22 protein-coding genes and 1 pseudogene are annotated in these 24,720 nt (G+C 61.5%); 14 read left to right on the top strand and 9 right to left on the bottom strand.

The annotated features are described in order from the left end of the window. The first annotated feature begins 71 nt into the window (after nt 1–71). Nucleotides 72–251, top strand: a complete 180-nt coding sequence (locus tag BJG93_RS20265) for a hypothetical protein (RefSeq protein ID WP_027196070.1) — start codon at nt 72–74, stop codon at nt 249–251. Between the two features lie 679 nt (nt 252–930). Continuing rightward, a complete protein-coding gene (locus tag BJG93_RS20260; protein ID WP_063828914.1) occupies nt 931–1,728 on the top strand; it encodes a transposase in 798 nt (265 codons plus the stop codon). A gap of 105 nt (nt 1,729–1,833) precedes the next feature. Here the strand turns inward: BJG93_RS20260 and BJG93_RS20255 are convergent. From BJG93_RS20255 to BJG93_RS20240, 4 genes and pseudogenes are all read right to left on the bottom strand, one after another. Continuing rightward, nucleotides 1,834–2,346, bottom strand: a pseudogene (locus BJG93_RS20255) (IS6 family transposase); the annotation flags it as partial. 350 nt (nt 2,347–2,696) lie between these two features. Then, nucleotides 2,697–3,071, bottom strand: coding sequence for an FUSC family protein (locus BJG93_RS20250; protein WP_407675330.1), 375 nt, complete (start codon nt 3,069–3,071; stop codon nt 2,697–2,699). A gap of 28 nt (nt 3,072–3,099) precedes the next feature. Continuing rightward, the gene (locus BJG93_RS20245; RefSeq protein ID WP_027196068.1) at nt 3,100–3,384 is read right to left on the bottom strand and encodes a hypothetical protein; all 285 of its coding nucleotides are present in this window, start codon (nt 3,382–3,384) and stop codon (nt 3,100–3,102) included. Between the two features lie 206 nt (nt 3,385–3,590). Next, on the bottom strand, nt 3,591–4,292 hold the full coding sequence (locus BJG93_RS20240; RefSeq protein WP_027196067.1) for a GntR family transcriptional regulator: 702 nt from the start codon (nt 4,290–4,292) through the stop codon (nt 3,591–3,593). Nucleotides 4,293–5,207: 915 nt separating this feature from the next. On the opposite strand from BJG93_RS20240, the gene BJG93_RS20235 reads away from it, so the two are divergent. The 8 genes from BJG93_RS20235 to BJG93_RS20200 all read left to right on the top strand — a co-directional run bounded on the left by BJG93_RS20235 (nt 5,208) and on the right by BJG93_RS20200 (nt 14,329). After that, nucleotides 5,208–6,134, top strand: coding sequence for an alpha/beta fold hydrolase (locus BJG93_RS20235; RefSeq protein WP_174566121.1), 927 nt, complete (start codon nt 5,208–5,210; stop codon nt 6,132–6,134). Beyond that, the gene (locus BJG93_RS20230; RefSeq protein ID WP_027196066.1) at nt 6,131–6,697 is read left to right on the top strand and encodes a methyltransferase family protein; all 567 of its coding nucleotides are present in this window, start codon (nt 6,131–6,133) and stop codon (nt 6,695–6,697) included. The genes BJG93_RS20235 and BJG93_RS20230 overlap by 4 nt, the downstream gene beginning before the upstream one ends. Nucleotides 6,698–6,714: 17 nt before the next feature. Next, entirely contained in the window at nt 6,715–7,989 is a 1,275-nt protein-coding gene (locus BJG93_RS20225; protein WP_027196065.1) for a glycosyltransferase, read from the top strand. A gap of 24 nt (nt 7,990–8,013) precedes the next feature. Next, nucleotides 8,014–9,582: a DHA2 family efflux MFS transporter permease subunit gene (locus BJG93_RS20220; protein WP_051374295.1), complete on the top strand. Its 1,569-nt coding sequence runs from the start codon at nt 8,014–8,016 to the stop codon at nt 9,580–9,582. A gap of 32 nt (nt 9,583–9,614) precedes the next feature. Continuing rightward, nucleotides 9,615–10,595, top strand: coding sequence for a glycosyltransferase family 2 protein (locus tag BJG93_RS20215; RefSeq protein ID WP_051374294.1), 981 nt, complete (start codon nt 9,615–9,617; stop codon nt 10,593–10,595). Between the two features lie 60 nt (nt 10,596–10,655). Beyond that, nucleotides 10,656–12,221 (top strand): efflux transporter outer membrane subunit, encoded by a 1,566-nt coding sequence (locus tag BJG93_RS20210; RefSeq protein WP_162162781.1) that lies wholly within the window; start codon nt 10,656–10,658, stop codon nt 12,219–12,221. Next, entirely contained in the window at nt 12,218–13,426 is a 1,209-nt protein-coding gene (locus BJG93_RS20205) for an HlyD family secretion protein (protein ID WP_051374292.1), read from the top strand. The genes BJG93_RS20210 and BJG93_RS20205 overlap by 4 nt, the downstream gene beginning before the upstream one ends. 252 nt (nt 13,427–13,678) lie before the next feature. Continuing rightward, entirely contained in the window at nt 13,679–14,329 is a 651-nt protein-coding gene (locus tag BJG93_RS20200; protein ID WP_082194546.1) for an acyloxyacyl hydrolase, read from the top strand. A 79-nt stretch (nt 14,330–14,408) separates the two neighbouring features. Here the strand turns inward: BJG93_RS20200 and BJG93_RS20195 are convergent, their stop codons facing one another. From BJG93_RS20195 to BJG93_RS20180, 4 genes are all read right to left on the bottom strand, one after another. Then, on the bottom strand, nt 14,409–16,109 hold the full coding sequence (locus BJG93_RS20195; RefSeq protein WP_027196061.1) for a methyl-accepting chemotaxis protein: 1,701 nt from the start codon (nt 16,107–16,109) through the stop codon (nt 14,409–14,411). Between the two features lie 368 nt (nt 16,110–16,477). Then, nucleotides 16,478–17,470 (bottom strand): sugar-binding protein, encoded by a 993-nt coding sequence (locus BJG93_RS20190; protein ID WP_027196060.1) that lies wholly within the window; start codon nt 17,468–17,470, stop codon nt 16,478–16,480. Between the two features lie 79 nt (nt 17,471–17,549). Then, nucleotides 17,550–18,545, bottom strand: a complete 996-nt coding sequence (locus BJG93_RS20185) for an ABC transporter permease (protein ID WP_027196059.1) — start codon at nt 18,543–18,545, stop codon at nt 17,550–17,552. Between the two features lie 55 nt (nt 18,546–18,600). After that, entirely contained in the window at nt 18,601–19,341 is a 741-nt protein-coding gene (locus tag BJG93_RS20180) for an ATP-binding cassette domain-containing protein (RefSeq protein WP_027196058.1), read from the bottom strand. A 589-nt stretch (nt 19,342–19,930) separates the two neighbouring features. Between BJG93_RS20180 and BJG93_RS20170 the strand changes: the two genes are divergently transcribed. The 3 genes from BJG93_RS20170 to BJG93_RS20160 are packed head-to-tail and all read left to right on the top strand — an operon-like array spanning nt 19,931 to nt 21,131. Next, the gene (locus BJG93_RS20170; RefSeq protein WP_027196057.1) at nt 19,931–20,320 is read left to right on the top strand and encodes a hypothetical protein; all 390 of its coding nucleotides are present in this window, start codon (nt 19,931–19,933) and stop codon (nt 20,318–20,320) included. Nucleotides 20,321–20,334: 14 nt separating this feature from the next. Next, nucleotides 20,335–20,724, top strand: coding sequence for a hypothetical protein (locus BJG93_RS20165; protein WP_027196056.1), 390 nt, complete (start codon nt 20,335–20,337; stop codon nt 20,722–20,724). Between the two features lie 14 nt (nt 20,725–20,738). Beyond that, nucleotides 20,739–21,131 (top strand): hypothetical protein, encoded by a 393-nt coding sequence (locus tag BJG93_RS20160; protein ID WP_027196055.1) that lies wholly within the window; start codon nt 20,739–20,741, stop codon nt 21,129–21,131. A 26-nt stretch (nt 21,132–21,157) separates the two neighbouring features. On the opposite strand, the gene BJG93_RS20155 is transcribed toward BJG93_RS20160, so the two are convergent. After that, nucleotides 21,158–22,804, bottom strand: coding sequence for an alpha/beta-hydrolase family protein (locus BJG93_RS20155; RefSeq protein WP_034478245.1), 1,647 nt, complete (start codon nt 22,802–22,804; stop codon nt 21,158–21,160). A gap of 209 nt (nt 22,805–23,013) precedes the next feature. Here BJG93_RS20155 and BJG93_RS20150 point away from each other — a divergent pair, with 209 nt between their 5' ends. Further along, nucleotides 23,014–24,531, top strand: coding sequence for a cation diffusion facilitator family transporter (locus BJG93_RS20150; protein ID WP_231337570.1), 1,518 nt, complete (start codon nt 23,014–23,016; stop codon nt 24,529–24,531). Nucleotides 24,532–24,720: the final 189 nt, after the last annotated feature.

The following is a 24,720-nucleotide window of genomic DNA, read 5'->3' as shown; positions in this document are numbered from 1 at the left end:
AGCCGCGATCGCTGGTCAATGACGAACCACGATCATTTTGTATAAGGCACGATTTCGTCGATGAGATCGCCGTGCTCACCCGCCGCGTGCTAGATCACCTGATTCGTCCGGCGCTCACGCGCGCCGTGCCGACGCTGCCGGACGACGCGCTGCTTCGACTCTTCCAGAACGACTTCACGATCCGCATCATGAACGATCTCTTCACCCTGACTCGCGATGATGCGGCGCTGCTACTGTCAGCGAGTCCATGACGGTGCGGTATGCGGACAGTCTCCGGGATTCCCGGTGCGCTTCATAACCCTTGAAATGATCGGCGTCGTAGTCGGCTACCGCAGCTACATGGCTGGATCGCACTGCCGCATAAATTAGTGATCCATATGTCAAGTGCTTTCGCCTGCGCGCCCTTCAACAAGTCGACAATACTACGAGGAGTGCGACTACCCCATAAGGATTCCCTTACCGGAAATTCAGCATGGATCCCCCTTATTTTCTTGATCTCCTGACAGCAACACGAAAACTAGTCGCATACGATGAATGCACGTCGATCGTCCTTTATCCGAGTGTTGCCATGGTTCCCCATCTGTCTCAGAGAGAAGATTCGATCGAGCACATCAACGCAATGTGCTTACACCTCTTCAATTTGTGGTGCGAAACGAGAAGCGTCATGCCGCTGACGTATCTATTAAGAGCCTGGCCGCTGATGAACAGCGATCCCGAGACTCTCCGGCGTCTTGGAACCGCATTACGCGACCTCAGACGGCAACATCTGCACGATTCCAACGATGCCTCGTTTCAGGAAGTCTGCGAGCTATCGGATTGTGTCGAGGAACTGCTTGCTCCGTCGTCCCCGTCAACGTGGGTGATGAGCGGCCGGTAGCGCAAGCGAAGATACCCTGGCCCGCGCAATGCAATGGGTATGTGGAGGACAGCGTGCATTTCAACGAAATCAGTGACGAAGAGTGGCTGCTGATCGAGCCCGTCGTGGCGGACACCCCCATTCCTCAACGTCAGCGTGGCCGGCCGCGCACACAGGTTCGCGTCGTGGCCAATGCCGTGCTGTGGGTACTGACGACCGGTGAATCCTGGTCTATGCTCCCGAGCCACTATCCGTCGGCGCCGACGTGCCGGCACCGCTTCGAGACGTGGCGTTCGAGCGGCGCCCTTGCGGAGATGTGCCGGCTTCTTTCGAACACCGGACGCAAGTTTCGTTGCGGGCCGCAACTGTTGCTAGAACACCGCCATATCCCCTCGCGCACCAGTGACCGTCAGACACGGTATGAAGATTTGCGCCAGGTGCTCTGGAGAGACCAGGCATCCTGGCAGACACCGCGTGACACATGGCAGTCCAGGAAAATCGCGCTGCAACCCCCAAATTCTGCGCATGCCACACGTGAGTGTGTCGAATTCCGCACCCCCGTGACGCCCCATCAAATTCATCGGACTGCCTGGCCGTTGATGGGCCTCGCGTCGAAAGGCCAAACCGGATCCGACCCGCGCGGCTATGTCATCTACGTTGCCGCCGATCGGCTGGCAAACGCCCAATTCCGCGGACGGGCCGAGATCGTACGGGACGAACGGCGAGTCGCCCAATCGGGGTTAATCGGTCCGAGCTTCCAACACTGCGAGACAGCGCAGCAATATGCGCTCGAATGGGCGCGGCGATGGATCGATGAGGAAAGCGGTGAAAACAGCGACGACGCCGACAAAGTGGAAAGCGGCGTCCGCTAACAAAAAGTCCGGTCCGAATGACCAACTCGTCGACGGTGCACACGCACGGCTGGCGCAAGAACAACAGGAAACCGTCCGGGACGCCGTCAAAGCATCCGGTTTTCATCGGGAATTCCGCCGGTCCGCTTCGGAGAGGACGAACACCTGCTTCACATTCGCTAGCCCAGGGATCTCTGCTTTCGCGGCCGGATAGCTTCGCAATTGGTCAGTGACGATTTTCTTCGGCGCGACAGAACAGGCCGCCAACACCCGTTTGAAGCAGCGTTTGGCAGCGGCCTTGTCGCGGCGCTTCCGAAGCAGGATGTCGAGTTCCATGCCGTGCTCATCGACTGCGCGCCACAGCAGCCAGGGCTCGCCGCGTAGTGTCACGAACATCTCGTCGAGGCGCCATGTGCTGCCCGGCTTGCGCCGGGCAGTCCTGACCTGACGCGCAAAACCGGCACCAAACTTGTCCGTCCACCGCCGGATCGATTCATGGCTGACAACCACGCCGCGCTCGAACAGTAACTCCTCGATGTCGCGCAGGCTAAGTTGAAAACGGAAATACCACCGAACTGCCTGACTGATGACCGACGCCGGGAATCGATGGCCGTGGTAGAGCGATTTCGTCTTTTTCATCACGTCATCTCAGTTTAGCTGACCAGTCCGCGAACGTGACAACGCCCTCCCAGCTTGTGGCCAGACCGGGACGCAAGCTGGCCAGCCTGTCCGAATGCGACAGGTCCCACAGGATCGGCCCTTCAAAGACCAAATAGCCGAGGAAGCGCATGCCCTCCCCCAGCCGTTATTGCGCATACCGGTCGTCGTCAGGATATCGGCAGCCATCATCGCGATGCGCAATGTTCCCGCAGCCCAGGCTTGCGACTGCTGCTGCAGCGCGCCAACCAACGTTACAATCAAAGCAAGCATAGAACGACGAAAGATCAACACGGAAAGATCGCGCGCGTGGCTGACTCTACGTTCGTGGGTTAGCGCTGTTTGAACGGCGCATCTTTGTCCAGCAATGCAGTGCGAACGAAATGAAGGCAACTCAAAATGCGCTGCATATCGTGACGCCTGTCCGGACTGGTTCGCACTGCGTCCAGTACGTCCTGTGCGATCCATATCGCCGAGCGGACGGATACCACGGCGCGCTCGAGCGCTCGCGCGTCGGGCCGCTCAAACAATTGCGCGAGATGATCGAGCATACGGTCGACGGCCGCACTCCAACGTGGGTGCAGTGCCTGGACATACTCAGCATGTGCCGCTTCATCGCGCAGATCGATTACAGCGTGTCCCACTTCGAGAGTCGCCAGCATCCAGCGCAATGCGTGCCTGCGCCGACGCGAGCGCCGCGCGAGCAGCGCACGTAATTGCGAAGCGAGGTGAACCTTATGGCTTGAGAACGACGCGCATGCGTGCAGCGTCCTCGTCTGCCATCCACGGTGGCCGAAGGGCCAGCGTGCCGTCGGATTGCCTGATGGTCAGATATGACTTGGTCACGACCTCTTTCATGACCTCTCCACCGCTGTTTGCCAAGTCCGATGTAGCCTGTGCGAGTTCGAGGCCCTGTCTGGCATTCGCCGCGTTGTTCTGCACGGTCGCCGTCAATTGCTGGATCGAAGCTACCGTCTGTTCGATTGTAGCGTCGAACGTATCGTCGAAATTGGCACGCATGCTGTGATTTTTGGCCGCGTGGAGGGGACCGTCACCTCGATTTCCACGACATGCTTTGGATCTCGAACTGCGGGTCCAACTAATCAAGTTCGATCAATTAGCGGTCGCAGGCCACTACGCCCAAGCACGCAACCCGCCGACATGCTCACGACGTTCTAATCGGCCGTTGATGTGAAAAGGGGCACCGTGGGTGCCCCTTCTGTTGATCAGGTCTCTCGGGCCGCCAGCACCGCCATCAAGCCGCTCAAAACTATTGAGCGCCCCTTTTCGTAAGTCGCGAGCAGCAAGTCTTTATCCCTACTCTGCAATGCCTTTACCAGCCGCGCCTCGATATTCGCATTGCGGTGTTCAGGGTTCGCTGAGATATCTGCGGCCAATGCACGATAGCGATCGGTCAATCGCATCAATCGCAGCACTTCACGCTTAAGCACCTTGTTCGGCGACAGATCGAAAATCATGTCGTGGAATGCGCGGTGTTGCTCGATCCAGCCCTCGCGATTACCCGCCTTGAGCAAATGCTCAAGATCCGTGAGCATTGCCTTGAGTTGCTTCATCTGCGCGGGCGTCGGCCACTCGATCGTCATCAGCAATTCAGCTTCGAGCACTTGCCGCATCCGATAGAGTTGCCGTGCCTCGTCGCTCGACAGTTGGGCGACAAAGAACCCGCGATTCGGATCGTGTTCGATGATGCCTTCAGCGGCCAGCAGCTTCAGCGCCTCACGCACGGGCACTCGGCTAATCCCGAAGCGCTCGGCAAGATCGGACTGTCGCAGTTGGACGCCAGGTGCAAGCACTCCGCGGTTGATCAGTTTGCGTGTCTCTGCCGCCACCTGAGCCGGGAAGTCACTGCCGTCCAGTTCCTGGAGTTCGCCGGAAGTCCCTCGGCCTAGGATCGCAATCGTATTCATTTTCGTATTATATCGAAGAATTTCCAGCCGCAAACGTCAGCGTCAGCGTCAACGACACGTGCCGGGCCGGCCATTGGTCCCCGGATCCCCGCTGCCCTGCGCGTCGCCCGGGCCCGCGAAACTCTGCCCCGGCTATTATCGGTGCACTCAACTGCATTGGCCGGTACTCGACCGGTCAGACAATGTCAGCGCAGAGGCGGTGAGTATTTTATGTTGGCTTTGCTTTTAAATGCAATGCGACGGACGAAGGGGCGCCACGACGGGGAATCGCCAGCCTACGCTTCTCTGACGCACGCTGACACTTCAGATACAACCGTCGCTCGCATAACGGCGACGGCCGACGGATCGTCGGCCAATGCCGACGAGCATCGAGCGGCCGGACAGTAGCTTCCTGCATCGGCGAACTCACCCTACCGACCCGGCGCCGCGCTTCGGTCCAGTACCGGCTTCGCGGCCGCTGTCGAGGTGCAACCGTCATTCGTTGAATCGAACTGGGCGCAGGCGATCTTCGGCGTTTTGCTTCATCCCGGCATTTGGCTAACGAGAAGCCTCGGGCTTAGTTTCCACACATTCGCGCCTCGTGAATGGCGTCGATGCGTGTGCATCCGACCGACTTTGCTTTTCTGATTCCGTGAATTTACATGCTAATGATGCTTATCGGCGATCTCCGGAAAAATAATAATTCATTAAGCATGAATCAGTATTTTTTACGCAATTTTCTTGTAAAAAAATTAAGAAACGCGCTTGATTTTTCATATTTGTTAAGACAATATCCATTCGCCGGACATTGCGCCGAACCACCACTAAATGCGATTGATTTCAGCAGCTTATCTGTCTGTGTCCGGTCGCGTCTGCCGCATTGTCGCCGACATATAAACGTCAATTCGTCATGCATTTTCAAATGCGGGAGGCCCTATGTCCGTCGAAAAAATTATCTTTCGTTTACCTAACTCACTTAAAGTACAAGTCGAATCGCATATTTTTGAAGTCGGTCGCAAAACCGTAATACTGGTGAATGGCGCTTTAGCGACAACAGCATCGTTCGGACAGACAATCAAGTATCTCGGCGAGCGATATAACGTAATTTGCTTCGACCTGCCTTATGCGGGGCAATCAAAGCAGCACAATCGGGCGGGTTCCCTCCTGACGAAAGAGGACGAAGTCGAAATCCTGCTGCGCCTGATTCAACACTTCGAGCCTCGCTTCCTGTATTCGGTGTCATGGGGAGGACTCGCGTCATTGCTCGCGCTGGCGCGCCAGCCTGCTTCTATCGAGCGGGCGGTAATCGGCTCCTTCTCACCGTTTCTCAACGAGGCGATGGTCGCCTATGTGACGCAAGCGAGGCATCTGCTCGATACGGGGGAGAATCTGCAAGCCGCGCAACTGCTGAACGACACCGTAGGCAAACATCTGCCGCGCATACTGAAACTCCTGAACTACCGCTATCTGACGAGCCTGCCGAAGGAAGAGCAAAGCCAGGTCGCCTTTCACGTCGAGCAGATACTGACGTTAAGGCCCGAAACCTATCTGGATCAATTGGCGAACATTCGCTGCCGGGTGAAGTTCATCAACGGCGAGCTCGACGAATACACCACTGCGCACGACATTCGCGCCATGGCGCACTACATCCGTCACGCGCAGTTCGCGACCGCACCGAACACCGGGCATTTCCTTGAACTCGAAGGACGGGCGCAGGCCGCCACGATGCGCCAAGAGATTCTCGGCTTCTTCGGCGTCAACCAGGAGTTCGATCGTTCACGGCTCGACGCGCTGTCTTCCGCGGCAGAAACGCAAACGTTTGCCCACTCGGGGCTGAACGTCGAATTCGGGAGCGGAAAATGACGATCTATCACACGCTTGCCGTTCTCGGCCCCTGGGCCGTCTGGGTCGCTTACTGGTTGAAAGCGTCGTCCGGCGTGAAGCAGACCCTAAAGCGCGAGGATCGACTTTCACGCACGCTTCAGTCGATCCCGCTCATCATCGGCTGCGCGCTGGTTATGTTGCCGGACGGCGTCGCCGTCTCGAGCCCGGCGGGCGCTCATTTCGATTTTCAGCAATGGCTCGGCCTCGCGATCGTCGTGGCGGGTCTCGCTTTCTCAGTGTGGGGCCGTCGCCATCTCGGGCCTAACTGGAGCGTGTCGGTCACGTTGAAAGCCGACCACGAACTCGTCCGCAGCGGCCCTTACGCGCTCGTGCGTCATCCGATCTACTCGGGTTGCCTGCTGGCGATTGCCGGCGCCGCGCTCGTCAACGGACAATGGCGCGGCGTGACCGGCTTCATACTGATCTTCGCTTCGCTCGCGTATAAGGTGCGCGTCGAGGAGCGGTGGCTCTCCGAGCATTTCGGTACGCCCTACCGTGCCTATCGCGAGGAGGTACGGGCGCTCGTGCCGTGGCTCTATTGAGGAGTCGCGAGCAAACCATGGCACAAATCGTCATTACCGCAATCGGCTCGGCAGGCGACGTTCATCCGTTCATCGGCATTGCGCGAACCCTGGCAGAACGCGGACATCGGATCGTGTTCTGCACGCATCCGCAATTCGCCGCGCTCGCGGCACAACACGGCTTCGCGTTCGTTCCGATCGGTACGTGGGACGAGTATGCGCGGGCGATTGCAAGCCCGGCGCTGTGGAACCGGCGGACCTCGTTTCGCACGCTATGGACCGTCATCGCACCGACTATCCGTCCTCACTTCGATGCGCTCGCCGCGATCGCGACCTCGGACACCATACTGGTCGGCTCGCTGTGGGCGTTCGCCGCGCGTCTGATGCAAGAGGTTCATGGCACGCCCTACGTATCGGTCCAGGTGTCGCCTTCGACGCTGCTTTCCGCAAGCGCTCCTCCCACGCACAAGCGTCTGACCGTGCCGATGTGGCTGCCGCTATCCGTCAGGGCAAAGTGCATGGAAATGATCGAAAAAGGCGTGCTCGACAAGGCGTGCGGACCTGCTCTGAACGACGTCCGGGAAAAGCTTGGGCTTGCGCCCGCGAACCGCATACTCGGCCAGTGGCTGCACTCGCCCGACGGCGTGCTGTGTCTGTTCCCGGACTGGTTTGCCCCTGCTCAACCGGACTGGCCGCGCAATCATTTCATGGCGGGCTTTCCCCTCTTCAACGATGTAGCGCCCAACGCCTTCGACGACGAACTGCGCGCCTTCGTCGCGTCGGGCGAACGTCCGGTCGTGTTCACGCCAGGCTCCTCGCTGATCGACGAGCGGATCTATTTGAGCGCCGTCGACGAAGCCGTGCGCCGCACGGGTGCCCGCGCGATCGTGCTCGCCGGCACCTCCGCAGCCCGGGCGCTCGCGCGCCGCGACGTGCTGGTGCGCGACTTCGTACCCCTGCGAATGCTGCTGCCGCACTGCGCGGCCATGGTCCATCACGGCGGAATCGGCACGGCGGCGCTCGCATACGCGGCTGGCGTTCCACAGGTCGTCACCCCATTCGCGCACGACCAGTTCGACAATGCGCAGCGCGTGGCGAAAAGCGGCTGCGGCCTTCGCATCGATAGTCCTGCAAGCGGCAAGGCGCAGGCCGCGGCACTCATGCGCGTCACCACGGACAAGCTCGTGACCGCCCGTTGCACGCTCGTCAAACGGCTCATCGACGCAGCTCCCGACGCCTGCGAGGCGGCCGCGCGATATATCGAACGCTGTGCAGATCAGCGCGGCGACCTCAGCATCCGTTCGGTCGCCTGAACGACTTCGGGAAATACTGTCCACATGAGTACTTCGAGCGGCATGGTCATACAGGACGTCGGCGGCCGCGACGCGCCGCCACTGCGCGGTGCGTGGCTCGCGTTGCTGACCGTCGCGCTCTCGCTCGCCACCTTCATCGAGGTGCTCGACTCGACGGTCACGAACGTCGCCGTGCCGTCCATCGCCGGCAGCCTTGCCGTGTCGAATTCCCAGGCGACGTGGGTCATCAGCTCCTATTCGGTCGCGGCGGCTATCGCGATTCCGCTGACGGGGTGGCTGTCGCAGAGGATCGGCGAAGCGCGCCTTTTCGTCTGGTCGGTGCTGCTGTTCACGCTGACGTCGCTGCTGTGCGGCATCGCCGGCAACCTGGAACTGCTCGTTCTATGCCGCGCCATACAGGGACTCTTTTCAGGTCCGATGGTGCCGCTTTCGCAGGCCATCCTGTTGCGCTCATTTCCGCCGCAAAAGCGTGTGCTCGCGCTTGCACTCTGGGCAATGACCGTTCTGCTCGCGCCGATCTTCGGTCCGGTGCTCGGTGGCTGGATCATCGATCAATTCTCCTGGCCGTGGATCTTCTTCATCAATCTGCCGATCGGTCTGTTCGCCTTCGCGGCCTGCACCGCGTTGTTGCCGCGCGAGCGTCCGGATATCCGGCAGCCGCCGATCGACATGATGGGCATCGTGCTGCTCGTCGTCGGGGTGGGCGCACTACAGGCCGTGCTCGACCTCGGGCGCGACCACGGCTGGTTCGATTCGCCGCTGATCGTTGCGCTGTCGTTGATGGCCGCGCTCGCGCTGACTTGCCTGTTGATCTGGGAGTCGGCTGAACCTTTCCCTGTCATCGACCTCGACCTGTTTCGCGACCGCACTTTCTCTTTTGGCGTCGCGATCATTTGTCTCGGGATGGTGAGCTTCTCGGTAATCGGCGTCATCTTTCCGCTGTGGCTACAAACCGTGATGGGCTACTCCGCGTTTCAGGCCGGACTGAGCGTTGCGCCACTCGGCATCCTCGCCCTCGTCTTTTCCATGCTGATAGGGATTTTTCTGGACCGGTTCGATGCTCGCGTCGTGACGTCGTTCGGCTTTCTCGTGTTTTTCGCGGTGCTGGCATGGGACGCGCACTTCACGCTGACGATGTCTTTCTGGCAAATCGTCACGCCAACGTTTATTCAAGGTATCGGCCTGCCGTGCTTTTTCATTCCGCTGAGCGCAGCGATTCTGTCGCGCGTTCCCAACGAGAAGCTCGCTGCCGCATCGGGTCTGTCGAACTTCCTGCGCACGCTGTCCGCCGCGCTCGGCACCGCGCTCAGCGTGACCTGGTGGGACAACCGTGCGGCACATCACTACGGCACACTTGCGCAGTCTGTCACGCAGGCATCCGACGGCACCGGCCTTTTCACGCGGTCGCTGCAAACGCTCGGATTCGGCGCCAACCCATTAGCGGCCATCCGCGATGTCGTTCAGCAACAGGCGTACATGATGGCGACCAACGACCTGTTTTACGTGGCGAGCCTCGTGTGCCTCGCGCTCGCGGCGCTGATGTGGGCCACCAAACCCTGGCGCGGCGTATCGGCCCAGCGCGCCGGACATTAATCCACATTAATACTCCTGACAGGGTGACGATCATGAGCCAGACGATCTCCTCTCCCGGCGCTGCGGCCAGCGCCGCTTACACCGTGCCGCTGCTCGGTGCGCTGGTGGTGTTGTACCGCCCAACTTCCGAGCACCTGACTCATCTGCTCGAACTGTGCGTGCAGGGCGCGCCGCTGCTGGTCGTCGATAACTCGCCGGCGGCCTCCCGCACGCTGGCTGATGCGCTGAACGCGCACGGCGCGGAGTATCTGTGCAACGCGAATCGCGGCGGCATTGCCGGTGCTTATAACCGGGGCCTTGCGCGGATGTTCGAACGCGGCCTCGGCGCCGTCGCGCTATTGGATCAGGATTCGCAGGTGAGCACCGATTACTTCCGGTTGATGCTCGAGTCATGCAAGGCGCTCGGGCCACGAGCTTTCGCGATCGGACCGCGCATTTACGACGAGAACGTCAGGCACTTCCTGCCGCAGATGGTGAGCAACGGCTTTTCGATTCGCACGCTGGTGTTCGAACCGGACGCATCCTTGCAGCCGTGCTCCTTTCTGCTGTCCTCCGGTTGCGTCATCTCGCGCCTCGCGTACGAGCGCCTCGGTGCGTTCGCGGAAGCGCTGTTCATCGATCATGTCGACACCGAATATTCGTTGCGCGCACTGCTGTGCGGCGTCCAGTTCTATGTCGAGCCGCGGCTCACGCTGTTGCATCGCATCGGCCACAAAAGGCAACATCGTCTCGGCCCGGTGCGCATCACGTCGATGAATCACCCGGCTTTTCGACGCTATTACATGGCGCGTAATGGCATGCACCTTTGCGTTCAATATGTCCCGTCCCTGCCGGTCGCGCTCGTGCCCAATTTCATCACACTGCTGCAAGTCTTTCAGGTGCTGCTCTTCGAGTCCGGCAAGCTGGCGAAACTATCCAGTATCGGTTGCGGGATCCTCGACGGCCTTCTCGGTCGGCTCGGTCCGCTCGAAACGGCGCGCCCGCGGCTTGCGGCGCGCCTCGGGCACGGCTGACCGATGACGACCGATTCTTGCCGCATCGGCTTTGCACGAAAGCGCCTATGGACGGCGTTCGTGTCCACCGTTTCCCTATGCGCGCTGTGCGCAGTCGCGGGTTGCGCGGACAACAGCCCTTACCATCCGCTTGCGATGCGTTCGCCGGGCCCCGAGGCGCTCGCGCGGACCGCTCAAGATGCGAAGGCCGCGAACGGCGCATGGCCGCAAGGGCAATGGTTCGAGTCGTTTCACGACACGCAGCTCGATGCATTGATCGCCGAGGCGTGCGCCGGCAATCCGGATATCCAGGCCGTCGGCGCGCGTCTGGCCGAGGCGCAATCGCAACTCGACCAGTTCGCTTCGGGCACGGGACTCACCGGGGGCATCGCGGCGGCGGCCTACAAAGCGCGCATGCCCGCCGTCGAGGGCGCGGCGGACGTGAATGTGGCGGGCACCACGGTTCCCATCAATCTCTTCAGCGATCCGTGGGTCTCGCCCGCGAGCGTTATCGCCGGTGCGAACTACGACCTGGACCTGTGGGGCAGGAACCGCGCCGTGACCCAGCAGCTCGTGTCCGCACGCGACGCTGCGCGGGTCGAAGAACAGCAGGCCCGCCTGATCATCACCACGTCGCTGGTCACGTTATACGGCCGGCTTGCCGACGAATACGCGAAGCGGGATCTGATTGCGGCGAAGCGGCACCAAGCGGACCAACTCGATGAGATCCGGCGCACGCGCGAGGCAAGGGGAATCGACAGCACCTACGCCGCACAGCGGGCACGTATCGAGCAGGCCACGCTTCGCATGCAATTGCAAACGACCGACGATGCGATCACCCAAACGCAATTGCAGATCGGTGTCCTGACCGGAGAGGGGCCGGAACGCGGTCTCGCATTGCGGCGCCCGACGCTTGCCAACGCCGACGCCGCGGCTATCTCGGTGCCCGCGAACCTGCCATTCGACCTGCTCGGCCGGCGCCCGGACGTCGTCGCCGCAAAGTTGCGCGTGCAGGCCGCGACCGCAAAGATCGCGGCAACGCGCGCGGCGTTCTATCCGAACATCAATCTGTCCGCGGCGGGCGGCCTGGCGTCGCTCAGCCTCGGCTCGCTGTTTTCGAGCGCGTCGCTCTTCTTCGCATTGGGCCCTGCCGTTTCGTTGCCGGTATTCGACCGCGCGCGTCTGCGCTCACAACTGCATGGCGACTACGCGCAAGCCGACGAAATGATCGCGCTGTACAACAAGACGCTTGACGGCGCGCTAGCCGAGGTCGCCCGTTCCATCGCGACGATGCGCAACGTCACCGCACTCATCGACGCACAGACACAGATAGTCGCGGCGCGCGACAGGATGCTCACCGTCGCCACCGAACGGCAACGCCGTGGCCTCGTCCCGCAGGCGGACGTGCTGGCGCTGCGTGACATGCGGCTCGATGATCAGTTGCGTCTTCTCGAACTCAACGGGCAACGCCGCGACGCTCATATCGCGTTGATCAGGGCGCTCGGCGGCGGGTTCGAGGCGACCGCAAACATCCCCTCGGCCGCTTCGCCGGCCAGCCACGCGAATCGAGAGTCGCACGAAAACATCAGCGATATCCGTCGCGATAGCCGCTTTTCTTCCCTTCCCTGCTCCGGCCAGGCCTCATGAGTACACAAAATCTGCTTGGCGAACGCGTGCCGATGACGGAGCGCGACACAACGAAGGTCAGCCGCCGGAACCGGCGGCTCGCGCTGCTGTTCGGCGCCGTGGCGATGGCGGCGGTTGCGGCAGGCGTGCACTGGTTCGTCTTCGGGCGGTACGTCGAGGAAACGGACAATGCGTATGTCAGTGGCAACGTGGTGCCGATCGCCGCGCGCATTGCAGGCACGGCGCGCGAAGTGCTAGTCGGCAATACGCAGTACGTCAAGGCCGGTCAACCGCTTGTCCGGCTCGACGACACCGAGGCGCGCATTGCGCTGCAAGAGGCCGAGGGACAGTTGATCCGCGCGGTGAGGCAGGCGCGCAGCGCCAGATTTTCCAACGCCATGTACCGGGCTGCCGTCGACTCGCGCGCCGCCGAGCTCGCGCTGGCCGAACAGAGCTTGAAAGCGCGCTCGGGCGCAACGGTGGAAGTGGTCTCCGCGGAAGAGTATGCCCGGGCCCAGGAAGCGGTGAAAGTTGCGCGGGCCAATCTTGCATCGGCCCGCAGTCAGCTTGCCAGCGGACTCGCCGCGAGCGGCTCGGGCCGAATCGAGGACGATCCGGCCGTGATGCAAGCCGTGCAGCAAGTGGAGCTTGCGTATGTCCGACACGCGCGAACGACACTCGTTGCGCCGGTAGAAGGCGCCGTTGCCCTGCGTTCGGTGCAGATCGGCCAGCCGGTTGCGGCCGGCACGCAGCTGATGACGGTCGTGCCCGTCAAGCAGTTGTGGATCGAGGCCAACTTCAAGGAAGGGCAAGTGCGCAACCTGCGTATCGGCCAGCCGGTTTCCGCGGTCGCCGACCTCTACGGGTCGAACGTGGTATTTCACGGCCGGGTTGGCGGACTGTCACCGGGAACGGGCAGCGCCTTTTCCATGTTGCCGCCGCAGAACGCGGCCGGCAACTGGATCAAGGTCGTTCAGCGCGTGCCTGTCATCATTTCGCTGAACCCCGAGGAGCTCGCCGCGCATCCGTTGCGAGTCGGCCTCTCGATGACCGTGTCGGTCGATACGCATCAACGCAATGGAGCGCTAAGCAGCGGCGCCAGCGCGCAGGCAGGTGCAAACGCGACACCAGCGCCTGACGATGATATGGCGCGCGCGCAGGCCATCGCGAGAAAGTTGATCGCGAAGAACGATAGCTTGGACTCTCATGACGCCGGTGAGGATTGAGTTCGACAGCGCAGAGCGAGGTTCTGCCAAACAAATCCTCAACAACAGCTTCGGTCGGTCACCGGGTTCCGTTCGGTCGGGCACCGTTCCTGCTAAGCCCGATGCCTGAACCCGGGGGGACGGCATGTGCTACCAGAAACCCGTTGAAGTGCTTGAAAGCCTGCTCGAAGCTGGACCACTCGAGCCGAACCGGCGCGGCCATGCCGCGATGGATGAATTCGACCACTTCCGCACCACAAAGACGACCGCATCATGCTAGCTGGCGTGACGTTCAAAGCGAGAGAAGTCGCCGCCCTTCGCCCTCCTTCAATCATCCAGACATCGGCCAACGGGAGCGATGCGAAGAATAAAACCACTGCTTCGCATCGGCTTGCTCTCAATGCCCTGTTCGCCGCTTTCCTGCTCGGCGCAGCGGGCGCGGCCACGGCGGATCAGTTCGGTATTCGGGTGGCTGGCGGCGCGGGCGACCATCACATCAAAAAGCTCGATCTGGGCATGGTGTGGGATCCGAACCTCACCTGGTGGCCGATCGGCGACTGGCATTTCGCACTGATCGGAGAAGCGCACGTGGCCTGGTGGCACACCAATGAGGGCAACGTTCACCAGGACATTGGCGAGTTTGGCGTGACCCCGGTCATCCGCTTCATTAAGTCGTCCGGTCCGGTGCGGCCGTTCGTGGAGGTGGGCGCCGGCGTCCGCTTGCTGACGAGCCCCCGGATCTCGTCCGACCTCACGCTCAGCACCGCGTTCCAGTTCGCCGACATGGCGGGCATCGGCCTGCAGTTCGGCGAGCATCAGCAATATCTTGCAGGCTACCGGTTTCAGCATGTCTCCAATGGCGGTATCAAGGAGCCGAACCCCGGTATCAATTTCAGCCAGCTATATTTTCAATACAACTTCTGACCGTGCCCGCCTGCGGCAGGCAGAGACTCTGAAGCGCATGTTTGGCGAGGCACGCAAGCGCCCCCCCTTAGTTGCCCGATCACTGAGCCGTAACGGCGACCGGCCTGGCGGGCGCTGCGATAGTCCGGTGTGCTGGCCTTGCGGTCCGCACGCGGGATACCGGCAGGTTTGCCGGAGCGGCAGATTCACCCGTTGCATCGGCTGCGCCCTGGGCATCCAGACGGAAGAACGAAACCGCCTGGTTCAACTGCCGGCCCTGATCCTCGAGCGATTTCGACGCGGCCGCCGCTTCCTCCACCAGCGCGGCATTCTGCTGGGTCACTTCGTCCATCTGCGTGATCGCCTGATTGACCTGCTCGATCCCGCGGCTTTGCTCGGTCGACGCGGCTGCGATTTCCCCCATGATGTCGGTCACGCGCGCCACGGCCTGGGTCACCTCCGCCATCGTCTTTCCCGCCTCGTTGGCCAGCGACGACCCGTCCTGGATCTTCCGAACGGACGCGTTGATCAAATCCTTGATCTCCTTGGCGGCACTGGAGGACCGCTGAGCGAGGCTGCGCACTTCACTCGCGACCACTGCGAAGCCACGCCCCTGCTCGCCCGCACGGGCTGCCTCCACCGCCGCATTCAGTGCGAGGATGTTGGTCTGGAAGGCTATGCCTTCGATGATCCCGGTGATATCCGCGATCCTGGTGGAGCTCGTGCTGATCTCGCTCATCGTGTCGACCACTTTGCCAACGACCTGATTGCCCCGCCCCGCCACTTCGGATGCGTTGGCCGACAGCGAGCTCGCCTGCTGCGCGCTCTCGGCGTTCTGCTTCACGGTGGCGGTCAGCTCTTCCATGCTCGCGGCGGTTTCCTGCAGTGATGCGGCCTGCTGTTCCGTGCGCGACGAAAGATCCACATTGCCCGACGCGATCTGGCTCGAACCGGTGGCGATGCTGTCGGCGGAAGTACGAACCTGACCGATCAGGCGCACGAGGCTGGCCTGCATCTCGCTCATCGAGGCGAGCACACTTCCGGCCCGCGCATTCTTCGCCCCCGGCACCGGGCTCAGATCGCCGTCAGCCACGCGCCGACTCACTTCGCCCAGCGCAGTTGGCTCGGCGCCCAAGGCGCGCAGCAGGCCTCGCGTGATGACTACCCCAGCCACGACCGCCATCGCGACCGCGGCCACACAGATCGCGATCAGCAGATTCCGTTGAGTCGCGGACTGCTCCCTTGATTGCTGGACCATTTGTGCCGCACGTTCGTGGGTAACAGCCTGGTATTCGTTGGACGCCTTGATGAAAGCCGAAAGCAATGGCTTGCACTTCGTGTTGATCTCCGCAATCGCCGCGTCGCGTTGATTACTGACGGCGAGCCTATCAATTTCCAGGGCCACCGGACGGTACAGCGCTTCGATTCGCGGCAGTTCGGCCGCGAGACCACGTGCCTTGTCGGTGATGTCGGTCGCGCCAGCGACCATGGCGTTAAACTTCTCCAACCTGGTCTCGACTTCATGTTCAGCGTCGTCGACAGCGGCCTTTTCAAGCTCGATGTCGGCGGGCGTGGTGACCAGCACCAGATTGCGCACGGCCATGGCGCGATCATCGACAGCAGTGCGAACCGCTTCACCCGCTGTGGCTCGGGCGTTGATGCCACTGATATAGCCGGCAAAGCGGTCGTTCGCGTCGTTGAGCTCCCACAGAGATAGTCCCGAGACGATCAGTACGACGACGGCCAATGCCCCGAAAGCCGCCGTGAGTTTTGTCTTGACAGACAGATTATTCAGAATCATCTTTCGCTTCCATTTTCAACGGAGAGACAACTAAATGCGGACGATCGCGTTCGTGATGCCCGAGTCACGCGACGGCATGCGCCCGCGTCCTGCCAACTGATGCGGGTTGCATATGCATTTACGGCGGCGAACTTGATGAACTGGAGCCTTGGTTAACCCGTGCACCCAGCCGTGCGCCCAGTGCGCAAACGTTGGCGGAACATTGAATCGTTCTATCGCGATTTATTATTGTTAAAGGGCGTTTTATTAGACGAATAAAACCAGCGAATATCCTTGCCCATGCCAGGATCGAACCGGCGTTTTTGTAAAGCAATCGTGATATTCGCGAAAGCGGTTTTAAAGTTAGGCTGATTTTTCGTAGCCCAATATCAATGCTTCAGGCAAGTGTCGGCGTTCTTCCACGTGCACACGTCGAGTCCCGTATGAATCACCGGAGGCACCGACTTTCCTTGCGCGAGATCACGCATGACCATCGCGGCACGGTAGCCCATTTCCTCGGGCCGCTGACCGACGAGCACATTCACCTTGCGCTCCTTCAGCGCTTGCAGTTCGGGCCCGAGCGTATCCGCCGAGACGATCACGAACTTGCCGTTCTTGATCTTGTCCATGATCGGCGCGACGACCTGCGAAAAAGCCTGCGGCGCAAAGAGCGGCCAGCCACCCGCGAACAGAAAGGCGTCGAGACCGGTAGGGTGGGCGGTCAGCGTGTCCTGCATCATCTGGTTCGCCTTGGCGGCGTCGTCGTTCACATAGAGCGGACAGCCATTGATCTCGTGCCAGCCGTTCTCGCCCGCAAGCTTCGCGATGCCTTTCTTGCCAGAGAGCGCGTCGCGCGCGCCCTGGGCCCGCTGGTTGATGTTCTCCGCCGCCGGATTGCCCATCACGAGGCAGACATTGCCACCCTTCGGCATCAGCATCTTCAACTGCTCGCCGAGCTTGGTGCCCAGTTCGTAGTTGTCGGTGCCGACGTAGCTCTTGCGCAGCGAGGCGTCCTTGGGCAGTAAATCGGCATCCGCGGTGATGACCGGGACCGATCCGCCGCGGCGGCGCAGTACCTCGGCGACGGCAGGCGCGTTCGCGGGCGAGATCGCCATGCTCGCGACGCCTTTGCTCAGCAGGTCGTCGATGATCTGCACTTGCGCGCTCTCGTCCGCGGCGGTCGCGGGGCCGGTGTAGTAGCAGTTGTAGCCCTGCTTGTTGAGTTCCTTGTTGGCCCGTTCGCATCCTTGATGCATGAGGTCGAAGTAGGGGTTGTCGAGACCCTTCACCACCAGCGCGAGGGTCTTATCGGCTGCGAAGCTCGCAGACGCCAGCATCGCGAGGCCCCCGGCCACGGCAAGACACATCCACAGTTTCTTCATCGTTCCCTCCTGTTCGGCGCCGGCTTACCGGTGCCCATGTCTGCCCTGCCGCGAAGCGGCCGGTGCATTCGAAGCCATTTCAATCGCCTTGCCGCTCGCCGCCGAGCCGGTTAAAGAGCACCGCGACGATGATGAAGGTGCCGACGACGGTCCCTTGCCAGAACGCATCGACGCCGAGCAGGATCAGGCTGTTGCGGATCACTTCGATGAGCGCCGCGCCGACGATCGTTCCGAAGGCACTGCCGACCCCGCCGGCCAGATTGGTCCCGCCGACCACGGTGGCGGCGATCACGCGCAGCTCGTCGCCGGTACCGAGGCCTGTGGTCACCGCGCCTAGCCAGCCGACTTCGAGGATCGCCGCGACGCCCGCCATGAGCCCGCCGAGCACATAGACGGAGCAGATGATGCGGCGCACGGGCACGCCGGTCAGATTCGCCGCATGACGGTTGCCGCCGATCGCGAAGACGTAGCGGCCCCAGCGCGTCCAGCCGAACGCGAACCAGAACAGCAGTCCAAGCAGGATCAGGAACCAGACTGGATTAGCAACGCCCAGCGTCGCGCCGCCGCCGAGAGCGAGGAGCTTGCTGCCGTCGGGGCCGAATTCGAAAATGGTCCGGCTGCGGGAAATCACGAGCGCGAGGCTGCGCCCGACGCTGAGCATGGCAAGCGTCACGACGAAAGGCTGCATGCCGAGATACGCAATGAGCACGCCGTTGACTAGGCCGACGAGCCCGGCGGTCAGGAGTCCCATGCCGATACCGGCCCAGATCGGGTAGCCCGCGTTCATGACGACCGAAAGCACGATGCCGCTGATGCCGATCGTCGAGCCGACCGAAATGTCGATGCCGCCCGTGACGATCACCGCCATCATGCCGAGCGCGACGATGGCGACGAAGGCGAAGTTCCGTGTGACGTTGAACAGATTCTCGGAGGTCGCGAAGGTCGAGGTCGCAAAAGACAGCGCGACGCAGGCGACGATCGTTGCCAGCACGACCCAGAACACCTGGCTCGCGAGCAGCCCCGACCAGCGGGTATGCGTCCTCGCGGACTGTGGATCATCGAGCAATGGCGGCATTGGAGGGGGCTTTCGCGGCGCGTCGTTCAATGGTGGGTCTCCGTGCGAGGCAGGTTCACGCGGCGGCGATGGCTCCTGTGATAAGACCGGTCACTTCTTCCGGGGAGGACGCTTCGGTGTCCTTGTCGGCCACCTTGCGCCCGCGCCGCATCACGACCACGCGGTGAGCGACGGCGAATACGTCAGGCATGCGGTGGCTGATGAGGATGACCGCAATACCGTGTTCGGACAGGCGTTTGATCAGATCGAGCACCTCGGCGACCTGGCGCACAGAGATCGCGGCGGTCGGCTCGTCCATGAGGACGAGCCGCGCTTCCGACAGGCGCGTGCGCGCGATGGCCACGGCCTGCCGCTGTCCCCCGGACATTTGCCGGACGAGGTCGCGCGGGCGCGTTTCCGACTTGAGCGCCTTGAACAGTTCACCGGCGCGCCGATACATGCTCGCGTGATCGAGCACACGAACAGGCCCGAACCCGATCCGCAGTTCGCGGCCAAGGAAGACATTGGCGGCTGCCGTCAGGTTGTCGCAAAGTGCGAGATCCTGATAGACGACCTCGATGCCGCGCGCGCGGGCATCGACCGGCTTGTTGAAATGCACGGGCTTTCCGTCGATGAGAATCTCGCCGTGCGAAGGCGGAAAGTTGCCAGCGACGACCTTCACCAATGTCGATTTCCCGGCCCCGTTATCGCCCATGAGCCCGACCACCTGGCCCGGCTCCAGACTGAGCGTCATGTCGGTCAGGGCCTGAATGGCGCCGAAATGTCGGGAAACGCCTCTGAGTTCAAGGAGACTCATGGACTGTCGCGCTCGCTGGGGTGAAGACGCCCATTGCATTGGCCGGGCCGCCATCGTACATGCGAAGTAAGTAGCTGTTTTTTAGTGCACGTCGGGGCATTTAGCAAGGTTCGATAGTCACGTGGCGAGCCATCGCTTCGAACTTTGCGATGACGCCATTCCGCGCGTCTTGTGCTGCTCTGTTCGCCTTCGGCTCGGTCACGGCTCCGATTCGTCGTCTGCGGTACCGGCGCTTATCCTGAAAATTGCATGCAGCCAGCTGATTTGGTGTAATCGTTGGTTCGTAGAACAAATGAGAAAAAACAGAGGTGTGGGTTTACAAGCATGAAAGTCACAAGTTGTACCGCGACGACGAATACATCACAGATACCGGATATTCCGGTAAGGGCGAGCACAAGGACAGACACAGTAGCCAGTATATTCGCGACAAAAGCCCGATCCCCGTTGGCCGGTATGAAATTACGGCACCGTTTCCGCATCCCAAAACTGGACGGTATTCGATGCGGCTCAACCCCGTTGCGGGAACGAGCGTGGGCGGGCGCGACGGCTTCATGATCCATGGCGACAGAATGCTTAGGGTGGAACATCCATGAAACACGCTCTTGCAGTCCTGCTGCTAACCCTTCCCGCGTTATGCCTGGCGCAAGGCAGACCGAACCCGCCATGCGACAGGTGGCCGACCAACATCGCAGAAGGAAGACTAAAAAGCGCTGGCATCCTTGGCAGTATCGACTATACGAAAACCGAAGCCGTGCAACTGGCGTCCGAAAAAATAGGAAAATATGAGGATGGCGAACAAATGTGGCGTGAGGTCTATCACATCACCTTCCACGAAAAAAACGGAAACAAGGTCAAGGTGATTGCTGTGAACGAAGGAGCAGGCGAATTTGAATGCTCGATAGGTGGGGTTGACGTCTTTATTGTTTCGGGTCATTTGCCATCACGCGACACCGACAGAGTGTTCAAGCAGATAGAGTGAGGTTCCTTGAATCCATGAAACACGCTCTTGCAGTCCTGCTGCTATCCCTTCCCGCGCTATGCCTGGCGCAAGGCAGACCGAACCCGCCATGCGACAGGTGGCCGACCAACATCGCCGAAAACGGCCTAAAAGACGCGGGCATGCTTGGCAGTATCGACTATACGAAGACCCGGGCTGTGCAATTGGCGTCCGAGAAAATTGGAAAAGCTGAGGATGGCGAACAGTTGTGGCGTGAGGTCTATCACATCACCTTCCACGAAAAAAACGGAAACAAGGTCAAGGTGATTGCCGTGAACGACGCTGGCGAATTTGAATGCTCGATGAGTGCCGTAGAGGTCTTCGTCGTTTCGAAGCATTTACTGTCAAGAGTCGAGAACGACAGAATGTTCAAGCAGATAGAGTGAGGTCCTTCGAATCCATGAAACGCGCTCTCGCAGTCCTGCTGCTATCCCTTCCCGCGCTATGTTTGGCGGAACCCGGACCCTATCCGCCATGCGGCGACGAGTTTCCGGCCTATGTGGCCCAGATGGCGCTAAGAAAAACTGACATTCTCTCGCTGGATTTCGACGCCACGAAAACCAGGGCGGTGCGACTCGCATCCGAGAAGATCGGTAAATATGAGGATGGCGAACCAATGTGGCGCGGGGTCTATCAGATTACCTTTGAGGAGCGAAACGGAAATAAGATCAAGGTGGTGGCTGTGTACGAGATAGGCGAACGTGAGTGTACGATCAGTGACGAACAGTTTCTTATCGTTTCGAAACAGTTGCAGCTCGTCCGCGGGGACACTCGGTACAGGCAGATCGAGTGAGCCGTGCGAGGTCACGTTCAGTTCGCTCACGGCTCTGATTCGTCGCCAGCGGTCCGGTCGATGAACCGGGCCAGCCGATCGGTGTCGGCGTCCGTCCAACCGTCGGGAGGCATCACGCTGGCCCATCCTCTGACGTAGTCCAACGACGAATAGTTGTGACCAAAACCCGGCGGCACGCCGAGCTGGAAAATCAGATCGGCCACCGCCTGCACGCCCGAGACGATGGGAAACCAGCGCATGGCGTCAGGCACGTCGAAGCCGCGCGGCCGAGCGAGCCATTCTGGCGGCCACCAGAACGCCTTGGCACTCCAGAACACGGCCGGATCGGCCGGATGCTGAAGGTATACGATTCGCGGCGCCGGCCAATTGGCGTCCAGTTTCATCTGATCGGGATCGCGGTTCAAGAACCGTACCGCGCGCCCCCCATTGAAGATCGGCTGCCAGAAGGGCGACCCAGGATCGCGCTCGCGAGTGAGTTGCGCATGGATAGGATTGCTTTGTTTGGCGCCCGCGATCACCACGCCATCCGTGCGGGCCACCATGTTGGACACCGACTCAGATGCGTCGGCCCCCACGAACGGCGCCTCCACCCCCGCGGCACCGAGGCTCTTGCCGAACAGGACAAGCTTCGGCCGCCTTGGCGGCGGGAGCTTTGACCACCGGGCGCGAACGGCGTTGAAGAGAGCGATACCCGCCTCGTTAGCAAGTCCGGCATCCATGAAGATGGCGAGCCGGCTGGGCAGGAAAGAGTATTGGATCGCCACGATCGCCGTGTCGCCACGGTGCAGTTGCTCGACGGACGTCGCGGCCTTGGGGACGATCCAGCCCGTGCCGGTGGGCACCCACACGATCAGCAGTTTCCGGTCGAATCCGCCCGCGCGCTCCAGTTCGCGGACCGCGAGTTGCGCGCGCCGCTCGATGGAGTCCGCGGAACGCACCCCTACGTAAACTCTCACTGGATCAACGAGCCGCGCATCGGTTCCATGGAACATCGCGAGCTGCTGCCTGCTTGTGGCCGTTGCCGCGAAGTCGCGTCCCATGCGCCCCAAGCTGTCCCATGCGACCAACGATCCGCTGCTGCCGGACACCGCTGACGACTCGGGCGCCGCGATGCCCTCAGTCGTGTCTTCGTTCGCCCGTCCGTGGACGAAGTTGGCGGCCGCGGCGAGGGCTGGAAGCGCGACTCCGCGGCCAAGCGTGATGCCAATCACGATGACGAGCAGTGTTGTTGCCGGCACCGACACGATCGACGCCACGTGGCCCTGAATGACCCGCTTCACCGCGGCGACCCCGCGGGCCATGACCCGCCCGACCACCACGAGTAGCACGGCGGCGAACGGCGAGAGCACGCCCATCAGCACGCCGTCCCACCAGACGATGGACGTCATTCCCATGAAGCTGCGTTGCTCGTTCTGCCAGCCAAGCCATAGCTTCGAGCCGATGAATAGCGCAATGAGCCAGGCAGCCGCCAGAACGATCCAGCTGCTCCGGCGCGCCTCGCCGCCTGGCAAACGTCCCGACCGCTCCAATAGCCGATGCACCCCACAGCCGGCCAATGTACCGATCCCATAGCCGGTGGCCAGACAGATCGCGCCGATCACGGTTTGCGTTCCCCACGACCGCGGAATGAGCGTGGGTGTCAGTGACGGCCACCAGAACACCAGCGCGAGCAAGGAGCCGCTGATTGTCGGCGTCGCGAGTGCGGCTGGGAGCCCGGCGGCTACTGGCTTGTGGGAGTTCCGCATGCGTGCTCGCGCTATCAGGCAGGTCGAATGGGTGTGTTCTGCCCTGCCGCGACCCACCAGACGCCGTCCCGGCATACCAGTACGTAAAGTGCCATCTCGGAGAACGACGCCGTAAGGTCATCGGACGGTTCTATCGTTTGTCCGTCCGGGCCGAGCGCGACGCGCCGGACCTGTGCGACGGCCACGCCGAGAGCGGGCGCACGGACACTGACGATTTCGAAGCGGGAAGCATTGCCGCCCGTTGCGGATCGCTTCAAACGGGCATGGATCGGATGCAGCTCCGCATAGCCATCGACAGACGCACCGAACGGGCTGCCCCATATGATGTCCGCGGCAAAGTGGCGGTTCGACAGGTCAGCGTCATGCTGGTCCCAGCCGGCCTGGAGTTCCTCGACGAAGCGCACGACCGCGTCGGTTGCTTCCCGCAGACTGGATTTGTCCGTACTCAACGTGGGCCGGTTCGATTGATGCCCGGCAGTGGTAGGTTTCATTTCAGGAGCCTTTGCCCAAGCGTAGCGCAACACATCAGTGAATATCCCGAAACACGCTGCCTGGCAAGCGCATCGTCCCGACCTCGAGCTCGCACACTGCAACGGACGCTTCAGCACCTCGACTCTGTTGCAATCGACCGGCGTCTGAAGGTCTGCTTCTTGCTGTTGATCTCCGAGGGGTCGGGAATCGCCCGCTTTCGCCGTGAAACAGGAGAAAAGGTCATGAGGGCCGGGGCCGGGCGGCTCACATCGTCTGCGCCACGCGCGGTCTATTACGCTCTCGCTTCGAATATCGCTGTCGCCGCCTGCAAGTTCGCCGTCGCGTTCTATACCAACTCGGGGTCGGCACTCGCCGAGGCCGTCCACTCCAGCGCGGACTGCCTGAACCAGCTCGTCCTGCTCGTCGGTCATCGTGCGGCGCGCGCCATGCCCGACGAGCAACATCCATTCGGCTTCGGTCGCGAGATCTATTTCTATGGAATGCTGGTGGCGATGCAATTGTTCATCTTCGGCGGCGTTGCGTCGATCGTGATCGGCGGTTTTCGAGCCATGCATCACTCGCCGCTCGAACGACCTCTGCTAGCGATCGGCGTATTGTGCGTGTCCGGCGTGATCGAGGCACTCGCTCTGCGAGCCTCCGTTCGCACGATCGAGCGGCGGCATCGCGCCAGGGGGCTGTTGACCTGGTTCAAGGAAAGCGGCAGGCCGTCCGTGATGCTGTCGGTCAGCGAGGATCTCGCCGCGGTAGCGGGCGTGTTCGTCTCCGTGATCGCGATCGGCATCACCGTCCTCACCGGAAATCCGCTTTACGATGCGCTCGGCAGTATCGGCGTCGGCCTGGTACTGATGGCCTCGGCTCTGTTTTCGATGAGCGAGATCAAGTCGCTTCTCGTGGGTGAATCGGCGCACCAGCGCATACGCGAAGAGATGCACGCGTGGCTGAGCGAGCGCAACGAAGTGCGGCGCATCGTCAGCCTGATCGCATTGAAATGGTCGGAGGATCTGGTGATTGCGATTCAGGCCGAACTCGAACCACACGATAGTGCCAGCGAGCTGGTGCGTACCATCAACCGAATCGAGAACGATCTGAAGGCGCGCTTCCCGTCCGCACGCTGGATCTTCTTCGAGCCCGAATTGCGAGAACATGGTCGCGCCCCGCTCTAGCAACCGTGCAGAGCGGAGTTCACGAGGCCGATATCGGTCACTGCGCCGTATTCGCCGGACGCAAGCGAGTCGTGGCGCACCGCTTGCCTTATTCACGGGTACGCAGCGGCAATCGGGTGTTTGCCCCCTAATCGAGCGGACAACCGAGCGTGTGCCCGATTAAGCCGGGCGCAATATGGCTGAGGGCGG

Source organism: Paraburkholderia sprentiae WSM5005, from assembly GCF_001865575.2.
GTDB lineage: Bacteria > Pseudomonadota > Gammaproteobacteria > Burkholderiales > Burkholderiaceae > Paraburkholderia > Paraburkholderia sprentiae.
Note: the sequence above shows the minus strand (reverse complement) of the source record. Positions and strands in the feature narration are given on the sequence as shown.

Excerpts from the sequence above, each read along its gene's own strand:
- BJG93_RS20245 (WP_027196068.1), bottom strand. The coding sequence starts at position 3,384 with ATGCGTGCCAATTTCGACGATACGTTCGACGCTACAATCGAACAGACG.
- BJG93_RS20240 (WP_027196067.1), bottom strand. The coding sequence starts at position 4,292 with ATGAATACGATTGCGATCCTAGGCCGAGGGACTTCCGGCGAACTCCAG.
- BJG93_RS20235 (WP_174566121.1), top strand. The coding sequence starts at position 5,208 with ATGTCCGTCGAAAAAATTATCTTTCGTTTACCTAACTCACTTAAAGTA.
- BJG93_RS20230 (WP_027196066.1), top strand. The coding sequence starts at position 6,131 with ATGACGATCTATCACACGCTTGCCGTTCTCGGCCCCTGGGCCGTCTGG.
- BJG93_RS20225 (WP_027196065.1), top strand. The coding sequence starts at position 6,715 with ATGGCACAAATCGTCATTACCGCAATCGGCTCGGCAGGCGACGTTCAT.
- BJG93_RS20220 (WP_051374295.1), top strand. The coding sequence starts at position 8,014 with ATGAGTACTTCGAGCGGCATGGTCATACAGGACGTCGGCGGCCGCGAC.
- BJG93_RS20215 (WP_051374294.1), top strand. The coding sequence starts at position 9,615 with ATGAGCCAGACGATCTCCTCTCCCGGCGCTGCGGCCAGCGCCGCTTAC.
- BJG93_RS20205 (WP_051374292.1), top strand. The coding sequence starts at position 12,218 with ATGAGTACACAAAATCTGCTTGGCGAACGCGTGCCGATGACGGAGCGC.
- BJG93_RS20200 (WP_082194546.1), top strand. The coding sequence starts at position 13,679 with ATGCTAGCTGGCGTGACGTTCAAAGCGAGAGAAGTCGCCGCCCTTCGC.
- BJG93_RS20195 (WP_027196061.1), bottom strand. The coding sequence starts at position 16,109 with ATGATTCTGAATAATCTGTCTGTCAAGACAAAACTCACGGCGGCTTTC.
- BJG93_RS20190 (WP_027196060.1), bottom strand. The coding sequence starts at position 17,470 with ATGAAGAAACTGTGGATGTGTCTTGCCGTGGCCGGGGGCCTCGCGATG.
- BJG93_RS20185 (WP_027196059.1), bottom strand. The coding sequence starts at position 18,545 with ATGCCGCCATTGCTCGATGATCCACAGTCCGCGAGGACGCATACCCGC.
- BJG93_RS20180 (WP_027196058.1), bottom strand. The coding sequence starts at position 19,341 with ATGAGTCTCCTTGAACTCAGAGGCGTTTCCCGACATTTCGGCGCCATT.
- BJG93_RS20170 (WP_027196057.1), top strand. The coding sequence starts at position 19,931 with ATGAAACACGCTCTTGCAGTCCTGCTGCTAACCCTTCCCGCGTTATGC.
- BJG93_RS20165 (WP_027196056.1), top strand. The coding sequence starts at position 20,335 with ATGAAACACGCTCTTGCAGTCCTGCTGCTATCCCTTCCCGCGCTATGC.
- BJG93_RS20160 (WP_027196055.1), top strand. The coding sequence starts at position 20,739 with ATGAAACGCGCTCTCGCAGTCCTGCTGCTATCCCTTCCCGCGCTATGT.